The sequence below is a fragment of the Methylobacterium sp. 092160098-2 genome (assembly GCF_028920805.1).
Lineage (GTDB): Bacteria > Pseudomonadota > Alphaproteobacteria > Rhizobiales > Beijerinckiaceae > Methylobacterium > Methylobacterium fujisawaense.
Genome location: NZ_JAQPZJ010000001.1, coordinates 3,992,521 through 4,016,270, shown reverse-complemented (window position 1 = coordinate 4,016,270; position 23,750 = coordinate 3,992,521). Strand labels below are relative to the sequence as shown.

Genomic DNA, 23,750 nt, shown 5'->3' with positions numbered 1-23,750 from the left:
TGCATTGCACAACGACTTTGAGGATGCGAGATCCGTTCCGTCTTTGGGAGGAGCGTCCGGATCTCCCTGCGCGGCACCGCGCACGAACCGGAGCTTCATCATGGCGGTACAAGCCCTCGAGGGTCTGGCCCACACCGTCCGCCGTCTGTGGCCGGCCGACCGCACGGCGGTCCTGAACTATTTCCTGCGGCTGGATCCGGAGACCCGGGCGAGCCGCTTCATGGGCAATGTCAGCGAGGCCGGGGTCCAGGCCTACGCCACACAGGCCCTGACCGCCGAGGGCGTGATGTACGGCGCGTTCGTGGGCGGCGCGCTGCGCGGCCTCGGCGAATTGCGGCCCATGAGACCGGGTGCCTCGCGCTACGTCCTGGGGCCGCATGCCGAGGCGGCCTTCGCGGTGGAGCGGGCATTCCGTCGGCGCGGCATCGGCGCCGCCCTGTTCGCGCGGATCGCGCGCTCGGCGCGGCATCGCGGCGTCGTCGATCTGCACGTGCGCTGCCTGTCGGGGAACGGACCGATGCTGCGCCTCGCGGCCAAGCACGGGGCGGCCCTCCAGCACGAGGGGCGTGAGATCGAGGGCGCCCTCCACCTCGCGCGTCCGACGCCGTTCTCCCTCTGGTACGAAGGGATCGCGGAGGCTTTCGACTTCACCCTGGCGGCAAGCTTTCCGGAGCAGATGCGGCCCCCGGCCTGAATCCGCGAGCGCCGTCCACGCGGAGAGCCCGCGCGCTCACCCGGCGGCGTCGCCGACGAGCGCGAAGGTCAGGAGATCGACCGACCGTGCCCCGCCGCGCAGCAATGCCCGAGCGGCGGCGTTGCCGGTCGCGCCGGTGGTCATGACGTCGTCAACGAGGAGGATCCGGCGCCCGCGGATCCGGTGCTGTTCGGCGGTTGCCACGCGGAAGGCGCCGCTCAGGTTCTCGGCGCGGGCTGCACGGCTCAAACCCACCTGGGACCGCGTCGCGCGGACGCGCACGAGCGCCGTGGCGACGAAGGGGAGTTCGGCCGATCGGGCAATCACCCGCGCCAGAAGGGCGGATTGGTTGAACCGCCGGCGCCACAGGCGTCCGCGGTGGAGCGGTACCGGGACCACGCATTCGGCGTCGGCGATCAGGGTTCGGCCGCTCGCGGCCATCATCCGGGCCATGACGCGGGCCAGATCGAGGCGGTCCTCGTATTTCAGGCGATGGACGAGGCGGCGCGCCACCGCGTCGTACAGGGCTACAGACCGGGCACGCTCGAAGACCGGCGGCTCGGCGATCGCCCGGGGTGAGAGCAGCGGGCCGACCCCGAGATCGACCGCGAACGGCGTCCCGTAGCGCTGGCAGACCGGCTCCTCGATCAGCCGCAGGCTCGACCAGCAGGCCGGGCACAGGGCGCCGGGATCCGCGGTGGCGCCGCCGCAGCCCGCGCAGGTGGGCGGATAGATCAGCGAGACGACCCCGCGCGGCAGTCCGCGCAGGGTCCTTGCGACGGCCTCGAGAGCCATCATGCGGCGGACGCGCCGCCCGAATCCGCGCTTCTACTGGACCGAGACCGGGCGCGCCTGCGGCGCCATCTGCTGCTGCTGCATCTGGCGGTCGCGGGCGTTGGCGCGGTGACGGCCGATGGCGCAGCCGGCCGCAGCGCCGACGAGGCCGTGATGGCCGGCATAGTGCCCCGCGATGCCGCCGACGATGGCGCCCTTGATGCAGCCCTTGGCTTCGGCGCCGCCGGCGGCCGCGAGGGTGGTGAGGGCCACGGCGGCCCCGATGAGCATACGCTTCATGATCAATGCTCCATGACGAATCTCGGCCGTTTAAGCCGGTTGCAGCAGGAACAGCGACGCTGCCGAGTCGTTCCGACATTCTAGCGCGGCTCACGGATCCGTGCGCGCGGCCGTGCGAGAGGTGGCGCGGGACGGCTTCAGATGCCATCTCCCCCGCGATGGATGCTCCCTCCGCCCTGTTCGACACGGCCCTCGCCCGCCGCCGCCTCGCCCGAGCCCAGGGCCGCGGCTACGCGGGCTTCCTCGTCGATCGGCTCGCCGAGGATCTCGATGACCGCCTGGGGGCGGTCCTGCGCCGCTTCACTTCGGTGCTCGACCTCGCGACGCCCGTCCCGGTGGCGGCCCGGATGCTCGCGGCCCGGTATCCGGAGGCGCGGCATCTCCGTCTCGCGGCCCGGCCCGAGACGGGCGGCGGCCTGATCGTCGGCGACCCGGAGGCGCTGCCGCTGGCGGCCGGAAGCCTCGACCTCGCCGTCTCGCTGCTGAGCCTTCACGCCGTGAACGACCTCCCGGGCACGCTGATCCAGCTGCGCCGCGCCCTGCGGCCGGACGGGTTGTTCCTCGGCTGCCTGCTCGGCGGCGCCACCCTGACCGAGCTGCGCCAGAGCTTCGCCCAGGCCGAGAGCGAGGTCGAGGGTGGGATCAGCCCGCGCGTGGCGCCCTTCGCGGCGGTACGTGAGGCCGGCGGGTTGCTCCAGCGGGCCGGTTTCGCCCTGCCGGTGGCGGATACCGACACGCTGACGGTCCGCTACGCCGATCCGTTCGGCCTGATGCGCGATCTGCGCGCCATGGGCATGACCAACGTGCTCACCGAGCGGCGGCGGACGCCGCTACGGCGGGCGACGCTCCTGCGGACGGCCGAGATCTATGCCGAGCGGTTCGCGGATCCGGATGGGCGCGTGCGGGCCACCTTCGAGGTGCTGTGGCTTTCGGGCTGGGTCCCGCACGAGACCCAGCAGAAGCCGCTTCGGCCCGGGACCGCGAAGACGCGCCTCGCCGACGCGCTCGGAACCGTCGAGTTGAAGCCCGAAGGAGGGAGCACGCCATGAAGGTGCCTGGACCGGACCACCCGATCACCATCGAGCCCGAGCCCCGCCGCGTCCGCGTCGTCGTGGCGGGTGTCGCGGTCGCCGAGAGCCGGAACGCCCTCCGGCTGCAGGAGGCCCAGTATCCGCCGGTCTTCTACGTGCCGCGGAGCGACATCCGGGCCGATCGCTTCGTCGCCTCGTCGCGCACCACACACTGCCCGTACAAGGGCGACGCCCACTATTTCGACCTCGTTGTCGACGGTACCCGGCGTCCCGACGCGGTCTGGAGCTACGGGGACCCGTACCCGGCCGTCGCGGCGATCCGGGACCACGTGGCGTTCTATCCGGACCGGGTCGACGCCATCACGCTGGAGGACTGAGCCGGTCACCCGCCCGGTTTACCCGATTCAATCCCGGACGAGGCTCCAGAACCCGTGCTTGCGGCCGTGCGCCTGCCGCAGCGCCGCGCGGTAGGCCTTCGGATCCGGCTCGGCATCGCCGGCCGCAAGGCGCCCCGCCAGGGCGTCGAGTTCCGCGAGGTAGCGCGCCCCATGCGGGTAGGCGGCGCTGCGGCCGCCCTCGAGGATGGAGTCGAGGAGCCGGCGATACAGGATCGTGGCCGCCCGGGGGTGTGCCAGGGCGAGCGCCTCGGCCGCCGGCGCCAGCACCGCGTACTGGTCGCCCTGCCAGATCCCGGGCCTCGCGACCACCAATGCGGCGGCGCGGCGAAGATCCGGCCAAGCCGTCAGGAAGGTCAGAGCCCGGTGCGGCTGCGGGAAGGCCTCGGCATGGTCGAGGGCGCGTTGGAGCGCCTCCTCGTCCTCGAAATCCGGAAGCTTGGCGAGGAAGGTCCGCAGCATCGGCGCGTCGAGTTCCCGCTCGAATCGCGTCCATCGGAGGAGCTGTGCCTCGTCGGACCGGCCGAGGGCATCGAGGATCTCGATCTCCAGCGCCTGCCGTTCGCGCTCCGGCCCGCGCGTATCGAATCCCGCGATCAGATCTGCCCGCGTCGCGATGCGCAATCCCGGATCCTGCATGCGCCGGATCCAGTCCAGCGCCTCTTCCGCCCGTCCGGCGGCGAGGAGGCGCCGGGCAATCTCGACGCGGTTCTCCCGCCCCGGCAGCACCGTGCGCTCCAGGGCGATGAAGGCGTCCGGATCGCCGCGCCGGTCGGCTATGGCCTGCCGGAGGCGCAGGATCTGGATCCGGGCGGCCTGCCGATGATGCGTCGCCTCGCGGCGCGGATCGCCGCCCGTCGGCATCGCGGCGTCGGCCGCGGCGAGCCTGTCGTCGATCTCGGCAAGGGCCGACTCGAGCAGCGTCGGGATCATGTCCCCGAGGACGAGTCCCAGTGGACCGAACGGATCCGCCGCGAAGGGCTCGACGAGGCGTGCCGCCAACCCGGCGGCCTCCGCCGGAGGCAGGTTGCCCGCGATCTCCACGAAGGCCGTCGATGCGCGATCGAACACGCCCTGCACCGCGCCGGTGCTGTCGTCGACGCGGTTCAGGACCGCGTCGGCACCGTTGAGGAAGCGCCTCAGGCGATCGAGGGCGGCGCCCGCATCGAGGGGGCGCAGCTCGTCGAGGATCACCGTCACGGTGGCGTTGAGATCGGCCGCGAAGGTCCGTCGCTTCTGCCAGTCGATATAGCCCTGGGCCCCCTCCAGGGCCGTCAGCCGCCGGTCGACGATGGCCGCCACGGCGTCCGGCCCCTGGAGGGAAGCCAAAGCGGCGCTCACCAGCTTCTTGAAGGCGGGATTGCGCGCGGTCTCGCCGAGGATCAGCCCGATCAACCGGTCCGGGCCGAGCGCCGCCAGCGTTTCCGGCGACGGTGTCGTGCGGCGCACGCCCTTCGGGAGGGCGGGCGCCTTCCGGCGTCCCTGCGGCGGCGGTTCCGGTGTCACCCGCCGCGCGCGCGCCACGATGGCCTCCATCGATGGTTCGGGTTCCACACGGCCGTCCCGTCCGCGCCGGCTACTCCACGACGCGGGCGCGGGGCCGATCGCTGCCCTGGGCGGTCTCGTCGTGCCAGCCGCCGGCCTGATCCTGGTAGCGGATGCCCTCGGTCGAGCCGGGGACCTGCTGCTCTGCCGCCGCGGCCTGGGCCGCTTGCAGCGCCTCTTCGCGACTCGGGAAGGTCTCGGAAAAGACGTCGCCGACCTTGTAGGCGAACCCGCCGTCGTGCTCGACGATGCGATAGGTAACCTCAGACATCACGCCTCCTGTTCACGCCCGGCATTGTTGAGCGCGAACCCGCCGGATGTGCTGGGGGTTCCAGGCGTGGTGCGTGGCGGCCTCCGATCCGCCGGAAAGTGCCGCTATCGGCAGCGGATCCCGATATCCAGACGATCCCGATGCAGCTTCGCCCGCTTCTCGCCCTCGCCCTTCTCCTGGTCGCCCGGCCCGCCAGCGCCGAGGAGGGGTTCCTCGACAAGCTCTTCGGCGGTTCCGGGCGCGGGACGCCGCCCAATCCGTTCGCCTCGAACTACCCGTCCGCGCCGCCCTCCGCGGAAGAAATCCGCGCCGTGCGGGCGCGGCGGGACGTGCGCGACGAACGCGGCGTCCGGCGCGGCCCGCTGCCTCCGGGCCGCATCCCGGAGGAGTGAGGCTCAGGCGTCGCCGACGACTCCGGCCGCGTCCTGGGCCTGAAGCACGTCCGGGCGCGGCATCGAGATGATGTTGTAGCCGGCATCCACGAAATGGACCTCGCCGGTGACACCGCCCGAGAGCGGCGACAGGAGGTAGAGGGCTGAGCCGCCGACATCCTCCAGGCTCACCGTGCGCCGCAGCGGCGCATGGGCCCGCTGGTGATTGAACATCAGCCGCGCGTCGGCGATTCCGGCGCCCGCCAGCGTCCGCATCGGGCCGGCGGACAGCGCGTTGACGCGGATCCCGTCCGGACCGAGATCGCTCGCGAGGTAGCGGACGGACGCCTCCAGCGCCGCCTTGGCCACGCCCATCACGTTGTAGTTCGGCATGACCCGGGTCGCCCCGCCGTAAGTCAGGGTCAGCAGGGACCCGCCCTGCGTCATCCGCTTGGCCGCGCGCTGCGCGATCTCGGTGAACGAGAAGCACGAGATCGTCATCGTCCGCACGAAATTCTCGCGGGTGGTCACGTCGACGTAGCGGCCCTTGAGCTGCGCCTTGTCGGAGAAGCCGATGGCGTGGACCACGAAGTCGAGGCTGCCGTCGAATCGCGCATCGAGGGCCTCGAAGGTCGCATCCACTGAGGCGAGGTCCTCGACGTCGCAGGGCAGGACGAGATCCGAATCGAGCTTGGCGGCTAGCGGTGCCACGCGGCGTCCCAGAGCCTCGCCCTGGTAGGTGAAAGCCAGGCGCGCGCCCTGGGCGTGCAGCGCCTTTGCGATACCCCAGGCGATCGAGTGATCGTTCGCGACGCCCATGATCAGGCCGCGCTTGCCTGCCATCAATCCCGTCATGCCGACTCACATCCTGACCAAGCACGCCGCCCCTACCAGGCGGGGACGGTCCGCGATCCGCGCAAGCGAACCGCCAAAGGGTGCCTTAGCGCGGCTCGCCGTGCGTTCCAAACCGGTCGGCGGTCGGACGGCAGGCAAAAAAAAGCCCCGCCTGTTGGCGGGGCGTTCCTGGCGGGGCGGCCGAACTCAGAAATGGCCGTCCGTATGCGACTGCGCCTCGTCGATGAGGGCCTGCTTCGCGTAGATCGCGGCGCAACCGGCGATGACCAGTCCGCTCAGCGTTCCGAAGATGAAAGTCCCCATTGCCACCACCAGATCTCAACATCCAGTAAACGCCGACCTCGAGCCGGCGGTTCCCTTCAGTAATCAGGCGTCGACGTGCTTCAGGACCAGGGTCGCGTTGGTGCCGCCGAAGCCGAAGGAATTCGTCAGCACGTGCCCAAGCTGCGCGTCGTCCCGACGCGCCCGCAGGATCGGCATGTCGGCGAAGGCAGGATCGAGTTCGTCGATATGCGCGCTCTCGCAGATGAAGCCGTTGTTCATCATGAGCAGGCTGTAGATCGCCTCCTGCACGCCGGTGGCGCCGAGCGAGTGACCGGTGAGCGACTTCGTGGCGGCGATCGGCGGGCATGCGTCGCCCCGGCCGAAGACCTCGCGGATCGCCTCGATCTCCTTGTCGTCGCCGACCGGCGTCGAGGTGGCGTGCGGGTTGATGTAGTCGATCCGCGCGCCCTTCAGGCCTTCCATGGCCTGCCGCATGCAGCGGACGGCCCCTTCGCCCGACGGCGCCACCATGTCGTGCCCATCCGACGTGGCGCCGTAGCCGGCCACCTCGCCGTAGATCCGGGCGCCCCGCGCCTTGGCGTGCTCCAGCTCCTCGAGGACCAGAACGCCCGCGCCGCCGGCGATGACGAAGCCGTCGCGGTTGGCATCGTAGGCGCGGGAGGCCCGGGACGGCGTGTCGTTGTACTTGGACGACATGGCGCCCATGGCGTCGAACAGCACCGAGAGGGTCCAGTCGAGGTCTTCGCACCCACCCGCGAAGATGATGTCCTGCCGCCCGCCCTGGATGATCTCTGCGGCGTTGCCGATGCAGTGATTCGACGTCGCGCAGGCGGAGGAGATCGAATAATTCACGCCGCGGATCTTGAACCACGTCGCCAGGGTCGCCGAGGCGGTGGACGACATCGCCTTCGGCACCGCGAACGGGCCGATGCGCTTGGGGCCCTTCTCCCGGGCGATGGCGGCGGCCTCGACGATCACCCGGGTCGACGGACCGCCCGAACCCATGATGATGCCGGTGCGCTCGTTCGAGATGTCGCCCTGTTCCAGACCCGCGTCCCGGATCGCCTGATCCATGGCGACGTGGTTCCAGGCGGTGCCGCCGCCGTGGAAGCGCATGGCGCGCCGGTCCACCACGCCTTCGGGGTCGAGGGTCGGCGCGCCCGAGACCTGGCTTCGGAAGCCGTGCTCGGCGTAGCTGGCGTCGCGCGCGATGCCCGAGCGGGCTTCGCGCAGGGAGGCGAGCACCTCCTGCGTGTTGTTGCCGATGGACGAGACGATGCCCATCCCGGTGATGACGACACGGCGCATGATGGTGACACTACCTCCGTCGCGGCCTCGGTCGCCCGGGCCACGTACCGGTCAGCTAAGGTGACGCGGACACAATCTCAACCACCGAGATCGTCCGGCGTTGCGGCCGAGCCGCGAACCGGACGCCCGGCCGACGCGATTCAGCTCTGGAACAGGCCGACCCGCATGTCCTGAACCTGATAGACGCGCTCGCCGTCCGCTTCGAGCCAGCCGTCGCCGATGCCGAGGACGAGCTTGCCCTGACGGACGCGCTTCACGTCGACATTGTAGACCACCTTCTTCATCGTCGGCAGGACTTGGCCGGCGAGCTTCACCTCGCCGACGCCGAGGGCGCGGCCACGACCCGGCGAGCCGAGCCAGCCGAGATGGAAGCCCAGCATCTGCCAAAGCGCATCGAGCCCGAGGCAGCCCGGCATCACCGGATCGCCCTGAAAGTGGCAGGGGAAGAACCAGAGGTCCGGCCGAATGTCGAGTTCGGCGGTCACGTGGCCCTTCCCATGGGCGCCACCCTCGGCCGCGATGGACGTGATGCGGTCGAACATCAGCATCGGCGGAAGCGGCAATTGCGCGTTCCCGGATCCGAAGAGTTCGCCGCGCCCGCAGGCCAGAAGATCCTCGTAAGAATAGTGCGACCGGCGGTTCGCGTCCTGCGCTTGTGTCTCGGCGTCTGGCGGCATTGGGTTGGCTGTTTCCTCGGATGTGCGCGATCTTCGCGTCGCGGGCGACTATACTCGGCCCGTCGGCTGGCGCGCGGGTTAGCACGGGGCGTCGCGCCTTCAAAGCCTGCGGCCGCAGGCATGCGGCAACGCTCGGGTTGCGACAGCCTGACCACTTCAATATACTCGGGCGACATCCGTTCCTTCAGGCCCCTCGTCGAGCGTTCAGTCCAGCGATGTCCGAACCGGTGCCATTCCAGGCCGTCTTCAACGGCCGGGTCCCCGCCCCCCAGTTGGAGGCCAACGGGACTCCGCGGCGCGGGTGCCCGCTGTCCGACCTCCGCGACCGCCTGCGTCGGGCTGGCCTGCGGCCGACGCGGCAGCGTCTCTCCCTCGGCTGGCTTCTGTTCGGCCGCGGCGACCGCCATCTCACGGCCGAGATGCTCTACGACGAAGCGATGCGCGCCAAGGTGCCGGTGTCGCTGGCGACGGTGTACAACACCCTCCATCAGTTCACCGAGGCGGGGCTGCTGCGCCAGCTCGCGCTCGACGGGTCGAAGGCCTATTTCGACACGAACCCGACCGAGCACCACCACTTCTACCTGGAAGACGAGAGCCAGGTCATCGACATGCCGGATTGCGGCATCACGGTCGATTCGCTGCCCGAGGCCCCCGAGGGGATGGAGATCGCCGGGGTCGAGGTGATCGTACGCCTGCGCCGCAGCCGGCCGGCGGGCCGCCGCCAGGGCTGACGCCGCGGTACGTCTCGAGGAATCATCAGGATCGTCGCAAAGGCCCGGATTCGTCCGGGCCTTTGCGTTTGCGCTCGGTCGCGCGACACCGGAGCGCCGGCCATTCCGGTCGGGGTGCGGCGCTCGATGCGGAAATCGGATACCGTCTGCTGCGCGGTCCCGGGATGGGAGCGTCCTTGCCGGCCGGCATCGCCCGACGGCGATGATCGCGCCGGACGCTACTCCACGACCTCGTTCGGATAGACGCCCCACAGGCGGTTTTGGCGGATATAGCCATCCACGTCCCGCTTGTTCGGCAGGGCGACGATCAGGCGGCACCACGTGCCGGTGCAGCTCTTGACGCTGCCGATCACCCCGGTCTGAAGCTTGGCCTCGTCCTCGGCGCCGTCGTCGGCCTTCGCGCGCAGCGATACGGCAGCCTTCTCGACGCCCTTGTCGGGGCCGGCATTCACGATGGCAGTCCGGCGGCCGGACAGCAGGGAGTGCAGCACCCAGCCTTCGGTCCCCTCCGAATCGCGGATCCGGCGCCAGGTCTCGAACTCGCCGATGATCTCGACGGGCAGGCCGGCCCGCTGGAAGACCCAAAGGGTGCGGTGATCCTTGGAGGGGCCCTCGCGGAGGTTGACGCGATCGGTCTTCAGGCTCGCGTAGCGCGGCAGCGGCAGCTTGGTCACCGGTCCGACCCCGGCCTCGGGGCCTGCGGGCGGCGCCGCCCGGGCACCGGTCGCGAGGCCGCCGGCCAGCATCGCCACGACGGCGAAGCTGAGGCGTGACACGCGCATGGTCGTCTCCCTATCCAGACGTGGCGTTGGTGGGCGCCGGACCTGTCGAAAGCAGGGCCGGTTCGACACGCGGACCGGGCCGCATCCGATTGTGTTCCGGCCCACCTCTGGTAGAGAGGCCGACGGGTCGGAACTGGCTCCGGAACCGGCGCCTCGTGACCGATCCTGTCTGGCCGAGTTCGGTTAACGGACGCTTGCGGGAAGCGGTCCGGGCGGAAGCCGCCGGGCGCGAGCCGCAATCAGGGCCGCGGGGCTGACGGGGAGAGAGACGTGTCGAAGCGCAAGCCGCTGGTGGTCGTGACGCGGCGCCTTCCGGATGCCGTCGAGACGCGGATGCGTGAGCTGTTCGACGTCCGGCTCAATGCCGACGACGCTCCGCTGGCGGCGGACGATCTGGCGGCCGCTTTGCGCGAGGCCGATGTCCTCGTCCCCACTGTCACGGACGAGATCGATTCCGGCCTGATCGCCCAGGCCGGACCGAACCTGCGGCTCATCGCCAATTTCGGCAACGGCGTCGATCACATCGACGTGGCGGCGGCGCTGGAGCGCGGCATCACGGTCACCAACACGCCCGGCGTGCTGACCGAGGACACCGCCGATATGACGATGGCGCTGATCCTCGCGGTGGCCCGCCGGGTGACCGAGGGGGCGCGGATCATCCCGGATGACGAATGGACCACGGGCTGGTCGCCGACCTGGATGCTCGGCCGGCGCATCACCGGCAAGCGGCTGGGGATCGTCGGCATGGGCCGGATCGGCCAGGCTCTGGCCAAGCGCGCCCGCGCCTTCGGCTTGCAGGTCCATTACCACAACCGCCGCCGGGTGCCCGCCGCCATCGAGAGCGCCCTCGACGCCACGTACTGGGAATCCCTCGACCAGATGCTGGCGCGCGTCGACATCGTGTCGGTGAATTGCCCGCACACGCCGGCCACCTACCATCTGCTCTCGGCGCGGCGCCTGAAGCTGCTCAAGCCCGAGGCCATCGTGGTCAACACCGCCCGCGGCGAGGTGATCGACGAGAACGCCCTGGCGCGCCTGATCGAGGGCGGCGAGGTTTCGGCGGCCGGCCTCGACGTGTTCGAGCAGGAGCCCGCAGTCAGCCCCCGGCTCGTCAAGCTCGCGCGCCAGGGGAAGGTCGTGCTCCTGCCGCATATGGGTTCGGCAACCTATGAGAGCCGCACCGACATGGGCGAGAAGGTCATCATCAACATCAAGACCTTCATGGACGGCCACAGGCCGCCGGACCGCATCCTGCCCAGCATGCTCTGAGCAGCGCTGCGCCTTCGAAGGGCCTCAGGCCGCCAGCGGCTTTCTGGCGGCCTCGACGCTTTGGAACAGGCGCTCCGAGGTCGGCGCGAGGAAAGCGAAGCCGCATTCCGGGCTCTGATCGGAGAGGTCCTTCAGATCGGAACGGCCGACGCACAGCGCCCTGCCCGGCTCCGCGCAGACCGCGAGGCGGTGCGCGCGTGCACCGGCGACGGAAGGCCCAATTCGCCCACGACACTGCCCGCGCCCGCCGCGAGACCGACTTCCGGCATCCGGAAGCGTAGACGAGCCGCACGGATGGTCTAGCCGCGATCAGAGGGCGTCGCCGGTCACCGCCTGGGGCTTGGCCATGCCCTGAACGCCCTGGAACAGGCGTTCGCTTGTCAGCTTCAGGAAGTAGAACCCGAATTCAGGGTTCTGGTAGTAGAGTTGCTTTACGTCCGAATAGGACACGCACAGCGCGTGGCCCGCCTCGACGCAGACCAACGACGCGGTTCGGGCATTGCCGGGTGACAACAGACCCAGCTCGCCGACGATCCCGCCCTTGCGCACCTCGAGGCCGACTTCCGGGATCCGGAACACGCCGCTCTCGATGTAGTACATCTCGTCGGCGAGATCCCCCTTGCGGAACACCACCTCGCCGACGCCGAACGGGCGCCGCGAGCCGAAGGGCCGCAGCCATTCGAGGGACAGGTCGCCGTCGGCGGCCGTCTCCACGTCGCGGACGAGGCGCATCATCTGCCAGAGCCGGTAGGCGTTGAAGGGCATCTGGATCAGCTCGGTGAGCACCACCGGCATGCTGCCGATCAGGATGCCGTAGGTAATCACGGCACAGCTTGCGCAGAGCGAGATGATCCGCAACGGAATCATCGTGCTCATGGCCGTCGCCGAAATGGTCAGCGCCGTCCCGAGATAGCCGATGCCCTCGACCCAATCCATGGCCGCCCCCTGAAGCGTGTCAGCCGGGGGATGCCTGTCTTGCCCCGCTCCGGCAAGCTTTTCGGGGCTTTCCGCGCAGCGGGGATCTCAGCCTGTGCCTGCACGGATACGCGTCCCGGCCCCGTCCGTGACGACCGCGGCCACGGCCTCGGCGGCCCGAACGCCCTCCTCGTAGGCGCCGCCGACGGTGCCCCACTGTTCCCGGGACAGCGCCTCGCCGGCGAACCAGACCGTATCGGCCACCGCGCCGCGCAGGGCCTGTCGCGCCGGCGCATGGCCCGGCGGGACCACCGCCCACGATCCGCGCGACCATCGGTCGTGGCGCCACGCGCTCACCGCCGGGATTGTGAGGTCGCGCAGCCGTGCGCCGCCGAAATGCTCGGCCAGGACCGCGCGGACATGGCGGCGCACGCCGTCTGCGCCGGAGCCAGCGGCGTCGATCGCCGCCGCCTCGTGCAGGTCGAGTTCGTAATAGTGGAACGGCGTTCCGTCGATGCGGGTCAGAAGCCCCGGCGGCGCGTGACGCCCGCCATGGATCGCCGCGAGCCGGTCGCGGCCGCGGAACGGGCTCGACGGCCAGTGCAGCACCGCGTGCTCGTAGATACCGGTGGTGAACCCGTCGATGGCGGCCCGGGCCGCATTCGGCAGCGTCGGCGAGAAGACCGGCCCCTCACGCAACACCATCATCGGTACGGTCACGATCACGGCGCGCGCGGCGTGCTCGGCTCCGGCCGCGGTGGTCGCGCGGACCCGGCCGCCCGACCAGTCGATCCGCGTCACCGCTGTCGCGAGCGCCACCGGCAACCCGTCCGCCAAGCGGGCGAGGTAGCTGCCGTAGCCGTCGGCGAGGAAGTAGTTGTCGCCGTATTCGAGGCTGGGGAAGTCCTGAAGCGAGACCTCGTTCAGCGGCCGGCCCGACACGAGGCCATGGACCTGCGCCACCCGCGACCCCCAGGGCCCGAGTCCCGGCGGCAGCGCGCTGCCTGCCGGCCGGTCGGGACCGGGCTGCGCGGCGCCGCGGGTCATGGCCCGGTCGGCCCGGTCGAAGGCGCGCCCGTTGGCCCGGATCTCAGCGGCGCGGCCGGGCCGACGCCCGACCCAGACGTGGCTCTCCTGCGGCGCACGGCGCAGCCGCTCGCCGCGCGTCCGACCGAGCGTCACCAGGGGGTTGATCGGCCCGGCATGCAGCCAATGGGCTCCGAGATCGAGGGCATGGCCGCGCAGGGCGACCGTCAGGGCTCGGCCACCGACGCGGTCCCGTGCCTCCAGCACGGCCACCGAAACACCCCGTGCGGCAAGAGTCCGGGCCGCGCCGATCCCCGCGGCACCCGCACCGATCACCAGCACGTCTGCCACTTCGGGAAGCGGCGCGAGGCGCGGCCTGTAGGCGGGGCGGAACGCCGGGTCGATCCATCGGGACTCCGCAGCCTGCGGCATCGCGACCTGTCCGGTGGTGCCCTGTCCGGTGGTGCCCTGTCCGGTGGTGCCCTGTCCGGTGGTGCCCTGTCCGGTGGTGCCCTGTCCGGTGGTGCCCTGTCCGGTCGTGTCCTGTCCGGTGGTATCCTGCACGCGTTCTCCCCGCACCCTCTCGCCCCTGCGACGGCTCCCGGCCTTGCACCGGTCGCCACACCGCTCCACAACGCGCCTGCGCCGCTTTCGGCGCGGGCCGGAACACTTCGCCCGATGCTCGTCGAGTCCGCCGCGGCGGCGTTGCGCCAGACCTTCTCGCCACCGCTGCGGGCGATCCTGTGGAAATCCCTCGGCCTGACGGTCGGGCTCCTGCTCCTGGTCTGGCTCGGCCTGACCCGGCTCATCCAGGCGTTCCAGGCGAGCCACCACATCTCCACCCAGTACCCGATCCTCGACAACCTCGCCTACTATCTGGCGGGGGTCGGTCTCGTCGTGGTCCTCGCCTACCTGATGCCGGCGGTCTCGATCCTGGTGGCGGGCTTCTTCCTCGACGATGCCGCCGAGATCGTCGAGCGCACCGATTTCCCGAATGACCCGCCCGGACGCCCCATGCCGTTCGGAACCGCCATGCTCTATGCGGTGCGCTTCGCCGGCCTGACGCTTCTGGTCAATCTCGCGGCGCTGGTGATCTTCTTCGTGCCGGTGATCGGAATCGCGGCCTTCTTCGCGGCCAATGCCTATCTGCTCTCCCGCGAGTATTTCGAGATGGCGGCGGCCCGGTTCCGGCCCCTTCCGGAGGCCGCCGAGATGCGCCGCGCTTTCTCCGTCCGGACACTCGGTGCCGGTTGCCTGCTGGCGGCCCTGATGGTCGTTCCGATCCTCAACTTGCTGACGCCGCTCTTCGGAATCGCGCTGATGGTCCACCTCCACAAGCGCCTCGGCCGACGCCCGCTGGTGACCGGACCCCTGCGTTAGGCCCACGCATCTGCGAGGATGCGGCCCGTGACCGCTCTGGCCGGCCCGGCCGTCGCCCGCTACCTTCACCGTGACCCGACCGGACGTTCGGGGCGGAGAGCCGATCGATGAAGGCGCACGACTCGGGTGCGGACGTTCCACCGCCGCCCGGCAAGGTCCCGTTCTTTCTCGTAGGGCTTGCCGCAATGGGTCTCCTGGCCTGGGGCGCCTACGGCCATTGGCAGCGCGACGCGGAGGCGACCGCGACGCTGGAGCGGATCAAGACCCTCGTGCCCCAGGTGCGGACCGTCGCGGCCGTGCGGGCGGAGGGTCCCGTCGATCTCGTGCTTCCCGGCGAGATGCAGGCCTTCACCATGGCGGCGATCGCCGCCCGCGCCACCGGCTACATCGCCGAACGCCGGGTCGATATCGGATCGCGCGTGAAGGCGGGCGAGCTGCTCCTGCGCATCGCCGCACCGGATCTCGATCAGCAACGCGCGCAGGCCGAGGCGCAGGTCGGACAATTGAGGGCGCAGTTGCTCCAGGCGCAGGCGCAGGTCGAGCAGGCGCGCGCCAACGTCAACCTCGCCAACCTCACCAATAACCGCACCTCCACGCTCGCGGTGCAAGGTTGGGCGTCGCGGCAGAACGCCGACAACACCCAGGCCGGTGTGCTCAGTCAGGCCGCGGCGCTCGCCGCCGCAGAGGCCGGCGTGAAGGTCGCCACGGCCAACATCAAGGTGCAGGAGGCCGTCGTCGACCGCCTGAAGGCGCTCACTGCGTTCGAGCGCGTCGTAGCCCCGTTCGATGGCGTCGTAACGGTGCGCAATGTCGATGTCGGGGATCTTGTCCGGGCCGATAACGGCGGGACGCCGCTCCTGAGCATGGATCAGGACAGCACTCTGCGTATCACCGTCAACGTCCCGCAGAACGACGCCATCGGCGTCAAGCCCGGTGTCCAGGCATTGATCACCGTCCCGCAGATGCCGGGCCGCCGCTTCGAGGGTTTCGTGGAGCGCAGCTCCGTTGCGCTGAACGCGGCGTCGCGTACGTTGACCACCCAGGTGGACGTGCCCAATCCCGACCGGACCCTGCGCGCCGGGCTCTATGCCTACGTCACCCTCAAGATCCCCCGGACCGAGCCCGGCGTGACGATCCCCGCCGAGGCGACGGTGTTCAACAGCAACGGCCTTCAGGTCGCGACCCTGGGCGACGATGACCGGGTGACATGGCGGACGATCCGCGTGCGGCGCGATCTCGGGCGCACGCTGGAGCTGGATTCCGGTCTTTCCGCGGACAGCCGCATCATCTATAGCCCGGCTCCGGACTTGCGCGACGGCCAGTCGGTCGAACCCGTGAAACCGCCGCAGTCGATGGAGCCGCTCCGATCGGCGCAACGCTGATCGGCCGGGAACAGCCCCCTGCAATCCGCGTCGGGCTCACCATCGGCCTCACCCTCGCGCCGAGCGACGGGACGAGCTGCGAGAAGCGCATCAAGAACGCCGAGGTCACCCGCAATCGCGGAAAAGGCCGAGGCGTGCGGCGCGTTGCGGTTCTTCGGGCCTGCGATGGATGAGCGCCCCCAGGTTCGCAGGATCCTGGAGCGCGATCTGCCCGATGTGCTCGCCGGGGAGATCTTCGAGGCCTGTGATCGGCAGGTCTACAGCCTCGGGGCGGATCGCATCTGCGCGTTCACGTCGGCACGCCTCGTCACCGCTTTTCACGCGGCACTGCGGCGGACCGGATTGCCAGGGCGGCGGCCGGAGCCGGACGCGCGCCGCCCCCGCGAGGAGGCCGCGCGCGCCATCGGTCTGCGGACGGAGGAACCGCCCTATTCGGCGGCGTCGAGGCGCGGGCGCTCCACGTGGCTGCGCTCGGCCTTGACCAGCTCGGCGGTCCGGAACGCCACCTCGAGGGCCTGCTCCGCGTTGAGGCGCGGGTCGCAGTAGGTGTGGTAGCGGTCCTGAAGGTCGTCGGCCGTCAGCGCCCGGGCGCCGCCCGTGCATTCGGTGACGTCCTTGCCGGTCATCTCCAGATGGATGCCGCCCGCGAAGGTGCCCTCGGCCCGGTGAACGCCGAAGAAGCCTTCGATCTCCTGCATCACCCGCTCGAAGGGCCGGGTCTTGTAGCGGCCCGCCGGGATCGTGTTCCCGTGCATCGGATCGCAGATCCACACCACCGAGCGCCCTTCCCGCTCGACCGCCCGGATCAGCGCCGGCAGGTGGTCGCCGACCTTGTCGGCGCCGAAGCGGCAGATCAGGCTGAGGCGCCCCGGCTCATTCTCCGGGTTGAGCAGGTCGATCAGCCGGATCAGGCCTTCGGCCTTCATGGACGGGCCGCACTTGAGGCCGATCGGGTTCTTGATGCCGCGGGCGTATTCCACGTGGGCGTGGTCGGGCTGCCGGGTCCGGTCGCCGATCCACAGCATGTGGCCGGAGGTCGCGTACCAGTCGCCCGTGGTCGAATCGACGCGGGTCAGCGCCTCCTCGTAGCCGAGCAGCAGTGCCTCGTGGCTGGTGTAGAAATCGGTGGTCCGCACCTCCGGATGCGTCTCCGGATTGATGCCGATCGCCCGCATGAAGTCGAGGGCGTCGGTCATGCGGCCGGCCACATCCTGGTAGCGCGAGGATTGCGGCGAATCCTTCACGAAGCCCAGCATCCAGCGGTGCGCGTTCTCCAGGTTGGCGTAGCCGCCGGTGGCGAAGGCGCGCAGCAGGTTCAGGGTCGCGGCCGACTGACGGTAGGCCTCGAGCTGGCGGCGGGGATCCGGAACCCGCAACTCCTCGGTGAAGCCGATGCCGTTGATAATGTCGCCCCGGTAGCTCGGCAGGCTCACGCCCTCGAGGGTCTCGGTGGGCGACGAGCGCGGCTTGGCGAACTGGCCGGCGATGCGCCCGACCTTCACCACGGGCGATCCGCCCGCGAAGGTCAGCACCATCGCCATCTGCAGGAACACCCGGAAGAAATCCCGGATGTTGTCGGCGGAATGCTCGTCGAAGCTCTCGGCGCAGTCGCCGCCCTGCAGCAGAAAGGCTTGGCCCGCGGCGACGCGCCCCAGCGCCGCCTTCAGCTTGCGGGCCTCACCTGCAAAGACCAGCGGCGGAAAGCTCGCGATCTGCGACTCCACGGCACCCAGGGCGGCAGCGTCCGGATAGGCGGGCACCTGCTCGATCGGCAGATGTCTCCAGCTTTTCGGTGTCCAACGCTCGCCCATGGTCTCTCTCCGCGCACCTCTTCGTGCGATCGCGCCGTCGCGCGAAGCGCGGCTTATAGAGAGGTTCCTTCACACTTGCGAGTGCCGCGAAACCGGGGGCAGGCGCGCCTCGGCGTCAGGCCTCGCCGTCTTCCACCTCGATCCCGTGCTCGGCCAGGATCCAGAAGATTGCCTCCAGGTCTTCCGCCGACACGTCCCGCGGTGGCAGCGCCTCCTCCAGATCGTCGTAGGTCAGGTTGCGGCTGCGCTGCGCCTCAGCCTTGGCGAGCAGGCGGTCGATGGCCTGACGGATATCGGGCGGCAGGGCATCGTGGCTCGGCGGCCGATGGAAGGCCGGCCGCAGGGCGTCCGCCAGCAGGCCATCGATGATCGCCTGCCGCCGCGCATGCGCGTCGTCCTCGCGTCGTCCCTTGCCTGTGCTCGGCTTGCCCATGCCACAGATATGGCTCGGTCGCGCACCGCGTCGAGGCCCCGCCCGCACGGAGGTTTCAGCCGACGCCGACCGGATGCTTGGTGACCTCCGGAACCCGCATGGTCACGAGCTCCTCGGCGGCTGTCGGATGGACCGCGATGGTCCGGTCGAAATCGGCCTTCGTCGCACCCATGGTCACGGCGATACCGACCGCCTGGATCACCTCCCCGGCATCGTGGCCGAAGATGTGGACGCCCACCACCCGGTCGCTGGCGCAATCGACCAGCACCTTCATGAGGATGCGTTCCTCGCGTCCGGACAGGGTCGCCTTCATCGGGCGGAAGCGCGCCTTGTAGACGTCGATCTTGCCGTAGATCTCCCGGGCGGCCGCCTCGTTGTGGCCGACGACGCCGATCTCGGGGGTCGAGAACACCGCGGTGGGGATCAGGCGGTGATCGACGCAGGAGGGCCTGCCGCCATAGACCGTGTCGGCGAAGGCGTGGCCCTCGCGGATCGCCACCGGCGTCAAGTTGGCGCGGTTGGTCACGTCGCCCACCGCATAGATCGACGGGACCTTGGTCTGCGAATAGGCGTCCACCGGGATCGCTCCGGCCCCGTCGGTCTCGATCCCGACGCGATCGAGGCCGAGCCCGTCCACGTTGGGTCGCCGGCCGGTGGCGATGAGCACCTGATCGACCCGGATCTCGCTGCCGTCGTCGAGCTCCGCGCAGAGGCCGCCGTCCTGCCGTGCGATGCGCCGCAGCGTGCGCCCGAGCCGCAGGTCCATCCGTTGGCCGTAGGCCTCGGCGAGCGCGTCGCGGATCTCGTCGTCGAAGCCGCGCAGCAGCCTTTCGCCCCGGTGCAGCAGCGTCGTGCGGCTGCCGAGCGCCGCGAAGATGCCGGCGAATTCCACCGCGATGTAGCCGCCGCCGATCACCAGGATGCGCTCCGGCAGGCTCTCCAGCTCGAACACCTCGTTCGAGGTGATCGCCAGATCGATCCCGGGCACCGCCGGCTCCTTCACCGGATGCGCGCCCACCGCCACGAGGATGCGTTCCGCCCGGACCGTGCGGCCGGACTTCAGCAGGCGGACCGTGTGGGGATCCTCGATCACCGCCCGCTCGGGCACGATCTCGACGCCGGCGCGGATCAGGTTGGCGTCGTAGATGCCTTCGAGCCGGGTCACCTCCGCGTCGCGCCGGCTCTTGAGGGTGCCCCAGTCGAAGCGGGGCTGTCCCACCGTCCAGCCGAAGCCCGCGGCATCCGCGAACTCGTCGGCGAAGCGGCCGGCATAGACCATCAGCTTCTTCGGGACGCAGCCGCGGATCACGCAGGTGCCGCCGACGCGGTACTCCTCGGCCAGCATCACCCGCGCGCCGTATCCGGCCGCGATCCGCGCCGCGCGGACACCACCGGACCCGCCGCCGATGACGAAGAGGTCGACGTCGAACGCGCTCATGCCGGACCGTCCCGCTCGGATCTCTCGTTCGCGTCGGCTGGAGACGCCGCACGCATCCAGGTGATGGCAGCGCCGAGCCCCGCCGTCCACCATGCCGCCCAGCCGTTGTGCTCGACGAAGGCGATCGCGGCCGCGCAGGCCACGAGACCGAGGGCCGTGGCGCGGTCCGGCTGCGTCAGCCGCGCGATCCGGGCAAGCATCAGCATCAGCGTCAGGGCGGCGAAGAGGGCGCCGGGCAGGCCCAGCTCGGCCCAGATCTGCAGGAAGCTGTTGTGCGGATGCCCGACCCCGAGCAGGACCCGCATCTCGGGGGGCACCGTCTCCGCGACGGGCGTCTCGGCGAAGCGCGCGCTGGTGCCGAAGCCCGCGCCGCGCCAGGGATCGGCCGCCACGGCGGCGCCGAAGCTGCGCGCGATCGCGACCCGTGCCCGGGAGGAGGACTGGACGAGCCGCTCGTGCGCCGCCTCCGGCATGGCGCGGGCGAGAAGGTCGCCCTCGACCGGGGCGAGCGCCACGGCGAGGCCGAGACCGAGGCCGGCGAGGCCGAGACCTACCCGCAGGGGCAGCATCCGGGCCAGGGCGGCCATCGCGGCGCCGGCCAGCAGGCCGAGCTGGGCGGCGCCGCTGATCGAGCGGAGGACGCCGAGCGCCGCGAAGCCCAGCACCGCCGCCGCCAGGCCCCGGGCGCTGCCTTTCCAGAGCACCAAGGCCAGCGGACCGGCCACGAGATCGAGGGTCAAGGCCGGCCGGTTGTGAACGAAGGCGGCGATCCGGCGCCCGAGCGCACGCTCCAGGGCAAGATCGGAGGCGAGGTCGATCGCGATCAGGAGGCCTGCGAGCCCGACCGCGATCGCGCCGAGGCGCGGCGCGAAGGCCGGTATGCGGCCGGGCGCCAGACAGGCGAGCAGGTAGGCGGCCAGCAGCGTCGGCAGGAACTCCCCGAGAACCCGGAGCGACGCGGCCGGGAACGGGCTCCAGGCGAGTGAGATCAGGGCCCAGGCCAGGAAGGCGAGCGCTGCGCCGGCGAGCGGCGTCCGGAGCGGTCCCAGCAGATGGCGGCGCAGGGCGGCCGCGTCCTCCGCCCAGCGCCCGGCCAGGAAGGCGAGCGCCGCCAGCCCGCAGATGAGCGGGCTCGACCGGTTGGCGAGCACCATGGCGAGCGGCATGACGGCGAGGAGCACGCCGCCCGCCGCGTAGAGGCGGCCGGCCGCGCTCATGGTCGACCTCTCACGGCGATCGACCCGCGGGGGCGGCCACCCTCACTGCATCTGATGCCCGCGCTTGCCCATCTCGGCGCGGACGCGGACCATGACGTATTCCGAGACGTCCTGCGTCCAGTCCTGCATCTCCTGCACCATCTCGTCGAGAAGCTGCGGCTGCGCCTCGACATAGTGCTTCCCGGCGGGCGAGCGGAAGAAGGTCGCGATCTCCTTCAGCTCGGCTTCGGAGAATTTCGACGCGTAGGTCCGCGCCGCGATGTCGATCATGCGCTGCTTCTGCAGTTCCATCTCCGGCTGCAGCGAGGCCAGGACTTCCTCGAGATCCTTGGAAAGCTCGGGCCGGGTGACTGTCTGCTTGCGGATCTGATCGGCGAAGGCGGGCAGCACCGAGTCGAACGAACGGGCGATGCCGGAGCTGAGCATCACCTCGCGGGCGAGTGCCAGATGGCTCGGCGAAAAGGTGGAGGCCGCCGGCGTATTGGCGGCCGGGGTGCCGCCCGCCGGGGCATTCGGCTGCGCCGTCGGCTTGGTCGGCGCGGGTTTTTGAGGCTGGGCTGCAGCTGGATGCGGAAGCGCCAGGAGCGCGAGGCCGAGCGCGAGGCCGGGCGCGGCGATGAGGCGTCGGGACATGCTGGACTTTCTTGCGAGGATGACCTGCGATTGAGGACGGCGCCTCAGGCGAGGCTGCCGAGAACGGTGACCTCGGCCTGCCCGTCCCGCGCCGCCGCCAGGATCGCGGCGTCGGCGATGCCGAGGAACAGGCCATGCTCGACCACGCCCGGCACGGCCCACAGCGCGGCGCCGAGAGCCTCGGGATCGGGAATCGCACCGAGATGCGCGTCGAGGATGTAATGGCCGCCGTCGGTGACCAGGGGCTTGCCATCGGGCCGGCCGCGCAGCCGGACCGCACCGGAGCAGCCGGCCGCCGCGACCGCCGCCTCGACGGCCCGGTGCGTGGCCTTGAGGCCGAAGGGATTGACCTCGATCGGAAGCGGGAAGGCGCCCAGCCGCGCCACGTGCTTGGCCGCGTCGGCGATCACCACCATGCGGCGGCTCGCGCAGGCGACGATCTTCTCCCGCAGCAGGGCCGCGCCGCCGCCCTTGATCAGGCGCAGCTGGTCGTCGACCTCGTCGGCGCCGTCGATGGTCAGGTCGAGTTCCGGCTGCTCGTCGAGGGTCGCGAGGCGGATGCCGAGGCTCTCCGCCTGGGCCCGGGTCGCCTCGGATGTCGGGACCCCGAGGATGTCGAGTCCGGCGCCGACCCGCTCCCCGAGGAGTGCCACGAAGGCCGCCGCCGTGGATCCCGTCCCGAGGCCGAGCCGCATGCCCGGCTCGATGAGGTCCAGGGCGCGGGCGGCCGCAGCCCGGCGCAGATCCGGCCCGCTCACCGGGACACCGCCCGATCGGCGAGGTTGGGCGAGGAATCGCGCGTCATGGGCAGCCGCTCTCTCCGTGAGATTCGGTCGGCCCGTAGCACGGGACCGGGCCGACCGGAACGCCCGCGCCGGCAAGGCGGCATCACGGCCGCCCACCCTGTGTCGGCGTGGCGCTGGCCCCGGCCCGACCGGGCGCGGGTCCGGTCAGCGGCGCATCGGACGCGCTCTCGACCCCGGGCTTGCCCTGCTGGGTGCAGACGACCTGCTCCTTCTTAACCAGCACGAAGCAGATGCTCATCTCGCCGGTCCGGTAATTCACCCGGAAGACCCCGGCTTCGCGGGTGTGGCGGCTCGCCACCAGCCCGTATTCCGACGGGGTCTGGGGCCCGGCGCCCTCGCCCGGCCCGAAGCAGACCGTCTGACCGATTCCCCCCGCCGATTCCTGAAGCCCGTACTGGCAGGAGGTGACCTCTCCGGTCACCTTGTCGACCCGGTACATCCGGTTCAGGTCGGTCTGTGGCGCGGGCACGAACTCGAAGGAGGTCGCGGCCGCCGGCAGGGTTTGGAGCACGGCGCAGGCGGCCAGAAGGGGCAGAGACGGTTTCATCGCGGATCCCGGGGCTGGTACGCGCTGCGTTTCGCCGCGCTTTCAGGCGAGTCTGGGGCGCTGGGTGAGACGATCGGTGCATCTGCCGCGTCCCCTCCGCCGGCTTGCCCCGCATCGCCGGCCCCGATAGCGACGCCGTTTCGAGATCCCGGCCAGCACGGAGCCCCGCAGGCATGCCCACCGAACCGACGACCCCGCCCCCGATCGCCGTGTTCGACCTGGATGGGACCCTCGCGGAGACCGCAGGCGACCTGATCGGCACGCTCAACGTCCTGATGGCGCGCGAGGGGTTGTCGGAGCTGCCCCTTTCCCAGGCGCGCGGGCTGATCGGGGCCGGCGCCCGGGCGCTGATCCGGCGCGGCTTCGAGGCCGAGGGTCGGCCGCTCTCGCCGGAAGACCACGACCGGCTGTTCGATGCCTTCATCGACCATTACGGGGACCACCTTGCCGACACGACCTACCTTTTCCCCGGCGTGGTCGAGGCCCTCGATTCTCTCGAGGCGGCGGGATTCACGCTGGCCGTCTGCACCAACAAGTTCGAGGGGCAATCGGTGGAGCTGCTGCGCCTCCTGGGCATCGGTCACCGCTTCGCGGCGATCTGCGGCCGCGACACCTTCCCGCAAGCCAAGCCCGATCCGCGCCACCTCACCGGCACGATCGCACGCGCCGGTGGCGATCCGGCGCGCGCCGTGATGGTCGGCGATTCCCGGACCGACATCGACACCGCCAAGGCCGCCGGCATCCCGGTGGTGGCGGTCACCTTCGGCTATACCGATCGCCCGGTTTCCGAACTCGGGCCCGATCGGGTGATCGAGCACTTCTCGCAGCTTGTCGAGGCGGTGGGCGCCCTCGTACCGGCCGCACTCGCCTGATC

The 23,750-nt window shown here is 70.7% G+C and carries 27 protein-coding genes; 9 read left to right on the top strand and 18 right to left on the bottom strand.

All coding sequences use genetic code 11. From position 1 onward, the window contains the following. Positions 1 to 100: 100 nt before the first annotated feature. Entirely contained in the window at positions 101 to 694 is a 594-nt protein-coding gene (locus tag PQI07_RS18910; protein ID WP_274927177.1) for a GNAT family N-acetyltransferase, read from the top strand. A 36-nt stretch (positions 695 to 730) separates the two neighbouring features. On the opposite strand, the gene PQI07_RS18905 is transcribed toward PQI07_RS18910, so the two are convergent. Both PQI07_RS18905 and PQI07_RS18900 read right to left on the bottom strand, forming a co-directional pair. After that, positions 731 to 1,492, bottom strand: a complete 762-nt coding sequence (locus PQI07_RS18905) for a ComF family protein (protein ID WP_274927176.1) — start codon at positions 1,490 to 1,492, stop codon at positions 731 to 733. A gap of 30 nt (positions 1,493 to 1,522) precedes the next feature. Beyond that, the gene (locus PQI07_RS18900) at positions 1,523 to 1,768 is read right to left on the bottom strand and encodes a hypothetical protein (protein WP_274927175.1); all 246 of its coding nucleotides are present in this window, start codon (positions 1,766 to 1,768) and stop codon (positions 1,523 to 1,525) included. Between the two features lie 158 nt (positions 1,769 to 1,926). Between PQI07_RS18900 and PQI07_RS18895 the strand changes: the two genes are divergently transcribed. After that, positions 1,927 to 2,817: a methyltransferase domain-containing protein gene (locus tag PQI07_RS18895; protein WP_043380670.1), complete on the top strand. Its 891-nt coding sequence runs from the start codon at positions 1,927 to 1,929 to the stop codon at positions 2,815 to 2,817. Continuing rightward, positions 2,814 to 3,176, top strand: coding sequence for a DUF427 domain-containing protein (locus tag PQI07_RS18890; protein WP_043380672.1), 363 nt, complete (start codon positions 2,814 to 2,816; stop codon positions 3,174 to 3,176). The genes PQI07_RS18895 and PQI07_RS18890 overlap by 4 nt, the downstream gene beginning before the upstream one ends. Positions 3,177 to 3,203: 27 nt before the next feature. On the opposite strand, the gene PQI07_RS18885 is transcribed toward PQI07_RS18890, so the two are convergent. Next, positions 3,204 to 4,718, bottom strand: a complete 1,515-nt coding sequence (locus PQI07_RS18885) for a DUF6880 family protein (protein ID WP_043380828.1) — start codon at positions 4,716 to 4,718, stop codon at positions 3,204 to 3,206. 52 nt (positions 4,719 to 4,770) lie between these two features. Further along, positions 4,771 to 5,010 carry a hypothetical protein gene (locus tag PQI07_RS18880; protein WP_020092122.1) on the bottom strand — a complete coding sequence of 80 codons (240 nt, stop codon included), beginning with the start codon at positions 5,008 to 5,010 and terminating at the stop codon, positions 4,771 to 4,773. A gap of 140 nt (positions 5,011 to 5,150) precedes the next feature. Between PQI07_RS18880 and PQI07_RS18875 the strand changes: the two genes are divergently transcribed. Next, the gene (locus PQI07_RS18875; protein WP_043380675.1) at positions 5,151 to 5,402 is read left to right on the top strand and encodes a hypothetical protein; all 252 of its coding nucleotides are present in this window, start codon (positions 5,151 to 5,153) and stop codon (positions 5,400 to 5,402) included. Between the two features lie 3 nt (positions 5,403 to 5,405). On the opposite strand, the gene fabI is transcribed toward PQI07_RS18875, so the two are convergent. The 3 genes from fabI to fabA form a co-directional block, all read right to left on the bottom strand. Further along, positions 5,406 to 6,236, bottom strand: a complete 831-nt coding sequence (gene fabI, locus PQI07_RS18870) for an enoyl-ACP reductase FabI (RefSeq protein WP_182591563.1) — start codon at positions 6,234 to 6,236, stop codon at positions 5,406 to 5,408. A gap of 366 nt (positions 6,237 to 6,602) precedes the next feature. Continuing rightward, complete coding sequence (fabB, locus tag PQI07_RS18865) at positions 6,603 to 7,829, bottom strand: beta-ketoacyl-ACP synthase I (protein WP_043380680.1); 1,227 nt, start codon at positions 7,827 to 7,829, stop codon at positions 6,603 to 6,605. A 140-nt stretch (positions 7,830 to 7,969) separates the two neighbouring features. Next, entirely contained in the window at positions 7,970 to 8,506 is a 537-nt protein-coding gene (gene fabA, locus PQI07_RS18860; RefSeq protein ID WP_043355013.1) for a 3-hydroxyacyl-[acyl-carrier-protein] dehydratase FabA, read from the bottom strand. A gap of 215 nt (positions 8,507 to 8,721) precedes the next feature. Between fabA and irr the strand changes: the two genes are divergently transcribed. After that, on the top strand, positions 8,722 to 9,237 hold the full coding sequence (irr, locus tag PQI07_RS18855; RefSeq protein WP_012319639.1) for a Fur family transcriptional regulator Irr: 516 nt from the start codon (positions 8,722 to 8,724) through the stop codon (positions 9,235 to 9,237). A 218-nt stretch (positions 9,238 to 9,455) separates the two neighbouring features. Here irr and PQI07_RS18850 read toward each other — a convergent pair whose 3' ends face one another. Next, positions 9,456 to 10,019 carry an SH3 domain-containing protein gene (locus PQI07_RS18850; protein ID WP_043355011.1) on the bottom strand — a complete coding sequence of 188 codons (564 nt, stop codon included), beginning with the start codon at positions 10,017 to 10,019 and terminating at the stop codon, positions 9,456 to 9,458. A 270-nt stretch (positions 10,020 to 10,289) separates the two neighbouring features. Here PQI07_RS18850 and PQI07_RS18845 point away from each other — a divergent pair, with 270 nt between their 5' ends. Further along, complete coding sequence (locus PQI07_RS18845) at positions 10,290 to 11,288, top strand: 2-hydroxyacid dehydrogenase (protein ID WP_043380685.1); 999 nt, start codon at positions 10,290 to 10,292, stop codon at positions 11,286 to 11,288. Positions 11,289 to 11,597: 309 nt separating this feature from the next. On the opposite strand, the gene PQI07_RS18840 is transcribed toward PQI07_RS18845, so the two are convergent. Further along, positions 11,598 to 12,224 carry a Crp/Fnr family transcriptional regulator gene (locus tag PQI07_RS18840; RefSeq protein WP_043380688.1) on the bottom strand — a complete coding sequence of 209 codons (627 nt, stop codon included), beginning with the start codon at positions 12,222 to 12,224 and terminating at the stop codon, positions 11,598 to 11,600. 87 nt (positions 12,225 to 12,311) lie between these two features. Then, the gene (locus PQI07_RS18835) at positions 12,312 to 13,661 is read right to left on the bottom strand and encodes a flavin monoamine oxidase family protein (protein ID WP_274927749.1); all 1,350 of its coding nucleotides are present in this window, start codon (positions 13,659 to 13,661) and stop codon (positions 12,312 to 12,314) included. Positions 13,662 to 13,907: 246 nt separating this feature from the next. On the opposite strand from PQI07_RS18835, the gene PQI07_RS18830 reads away from it, so the two are divergent. Both PQI07_RS18830 and PQI07_RS18825 read left to right on the top strand, forming a co-directional pair. Further along, positions 13,908 to 14,609: a sulfate transporter family protein gene (locus tag PQI07_RS18830; protein ID WP_043757826.1), complete on the top strand. Its 702-nt coding sequence runs from the start codon at positions 13,908 to 13,910 to the stop codon at positions 14,607 to 14,609. Positions 14,610 to 14,716: 107 nt separating this feature from the next. Continuing rightward, positions 14,717 to 15,991, top strand: coding sequence for an efflux RND transporter periplasmic adaptor subunit (locus PQI07_RS18825; protein ID WP_274927174.1), 1,275 nt, complete (start codon positions 14,717 to 14,719; stop codon positions 15,989 to 15,991). Between the two features lie 105 nt (positions 15,992 to 16,096). Here the strand turns inward: PQI07_RS18825 and PQI07_RS18820 are convergent, their stop codons facing one another. The 8 genes from PQI07_RS18820 to PQI07_RS18785 all read right to left on the bottom strand — a co-directional run bounded on the left by PQI07_RS18820 (position 16,097) and on the right by PQI07_RS18785 (position 22,876). Then, the gene (locus PQI07_RS18820) at positions 16,097 to 16,312 is read right to left on the bottom strand and encodes a hypothetical protein (RefSeq protein ID WP_274927173.1); all 216 of its coding nucleotides are present in this window, start codon (positions 16,310 to 16,312) and stop codon (positions 16,097 to 16,099) included. A 107-nt stretch (positions 16,313 to 16,419) separates the two neighbouring features. Next, on the bottom strand, positions 16,420 to 17,802 hold the full coding sequence (locus PQI07_RS18815; protein WP_043380697.1) for a class II 3-deoxy-7-phosphoheptulonate synthase: 1,383 nt from the start codon (positions 17,800 to 17,802) through the stop codon (positions 16,420 to 16,422). Between the two features lie 115 nt (positions 17,803 to 17,917). Then, positions 17,918 to 18,235, bottom strand: a complete 318-nt coding sequence (locus PQI07_RS18810; RefSeq protein WP_043380700.1) for an RNA polymerase sigma factor region1.1 domain-containing protein — start codon at positions 18,233 to 18,235, stop codon at positions 17,918 to 17,920. 55 nt (positions 18,236 to 18,290) lie between these two features. Then, positions 18,291 to 19,673 carry a glutathione-disulfide reductase gene (gene gor / locus PQI07_RS18805; protein WP_274927172.1) on the bottom strand — a complete coding sequence of 461 codons (1,383 nt, stop codon included), beginning with the start codon at positions 19,671 to 19,673 and terminating at the stop codon, positions 18,291 to 18,293. Next, positions 19,670 to 20,890: an O-antigen ligase family protein gene (locus tag PQI07_RS18800; protein WP_274927171.1), complete on the bottom strand. Its 1,221-nt coding sequence runs from the start codon at positions 20,888 to 20,890 to the stop codon at positions 19,670 to 19,672. The genes gor and PQI07_RS18800 overlap by 4 nt, the downstream gene beginning before the upstream one ends. Positions 20,891 to 20,932: 42 nt before the next feature. Further along, positions 20,933 to 21,523 (bottom strand): DUF2059 domain-containing protein, encoded by a 591-nt coding sequence (locus PQI07_RS18795; protein ID WP_043380704.1) that lies wholly within the window; start codon positions 21,521 to 21,523, stop codon positions 20,933 to 20,935. A 44-nt stretch (positions 21,524 to 21,567) separates the two neighbouring features. Beyond that, a complete protein-coding gene (gene rpiA / locus PQI07_RS18790) occupies positions 21,568 to 22,281 on the bottom strand; it encodes a ribose-5-phosphate isomerase RpiA (RefSeq protein ID WP_043757834.1) in 714 nt (237 codons plus the stop codon). Between the two features lie 130 nt (positions 22,282 to 22,411). Next, positions 22,412 to 22,876, bottom strand: a complete 465-nt coding sequence (locus tag PQI07_RS18785; protein WP_043380709.1) for a hypothetical protein — start codon at positions 22,874 to 22,876, stop codon at positions 22,412 to 22,414. Between the two features lie 173 nt (positions 22,877 to 23,049). On the opposite strand from PQI07_RS18785, the gene PQI07_RS18780 reads away from it, so the two are divergent. After that, positions 23,050 to 23,748, top strand: a complete 699-nt coding sequence (locus tag PQI07_RS18780) for a phosphoglycolate phosphatase (protein ID WP_043345943.1) — start codon at positions 23,050 to 23,052, stop codon at positions 23,746 to 23,748. The last annotated feature ends 2 nt before the right edge of the window (positions 23,749 to 23,750 follow it).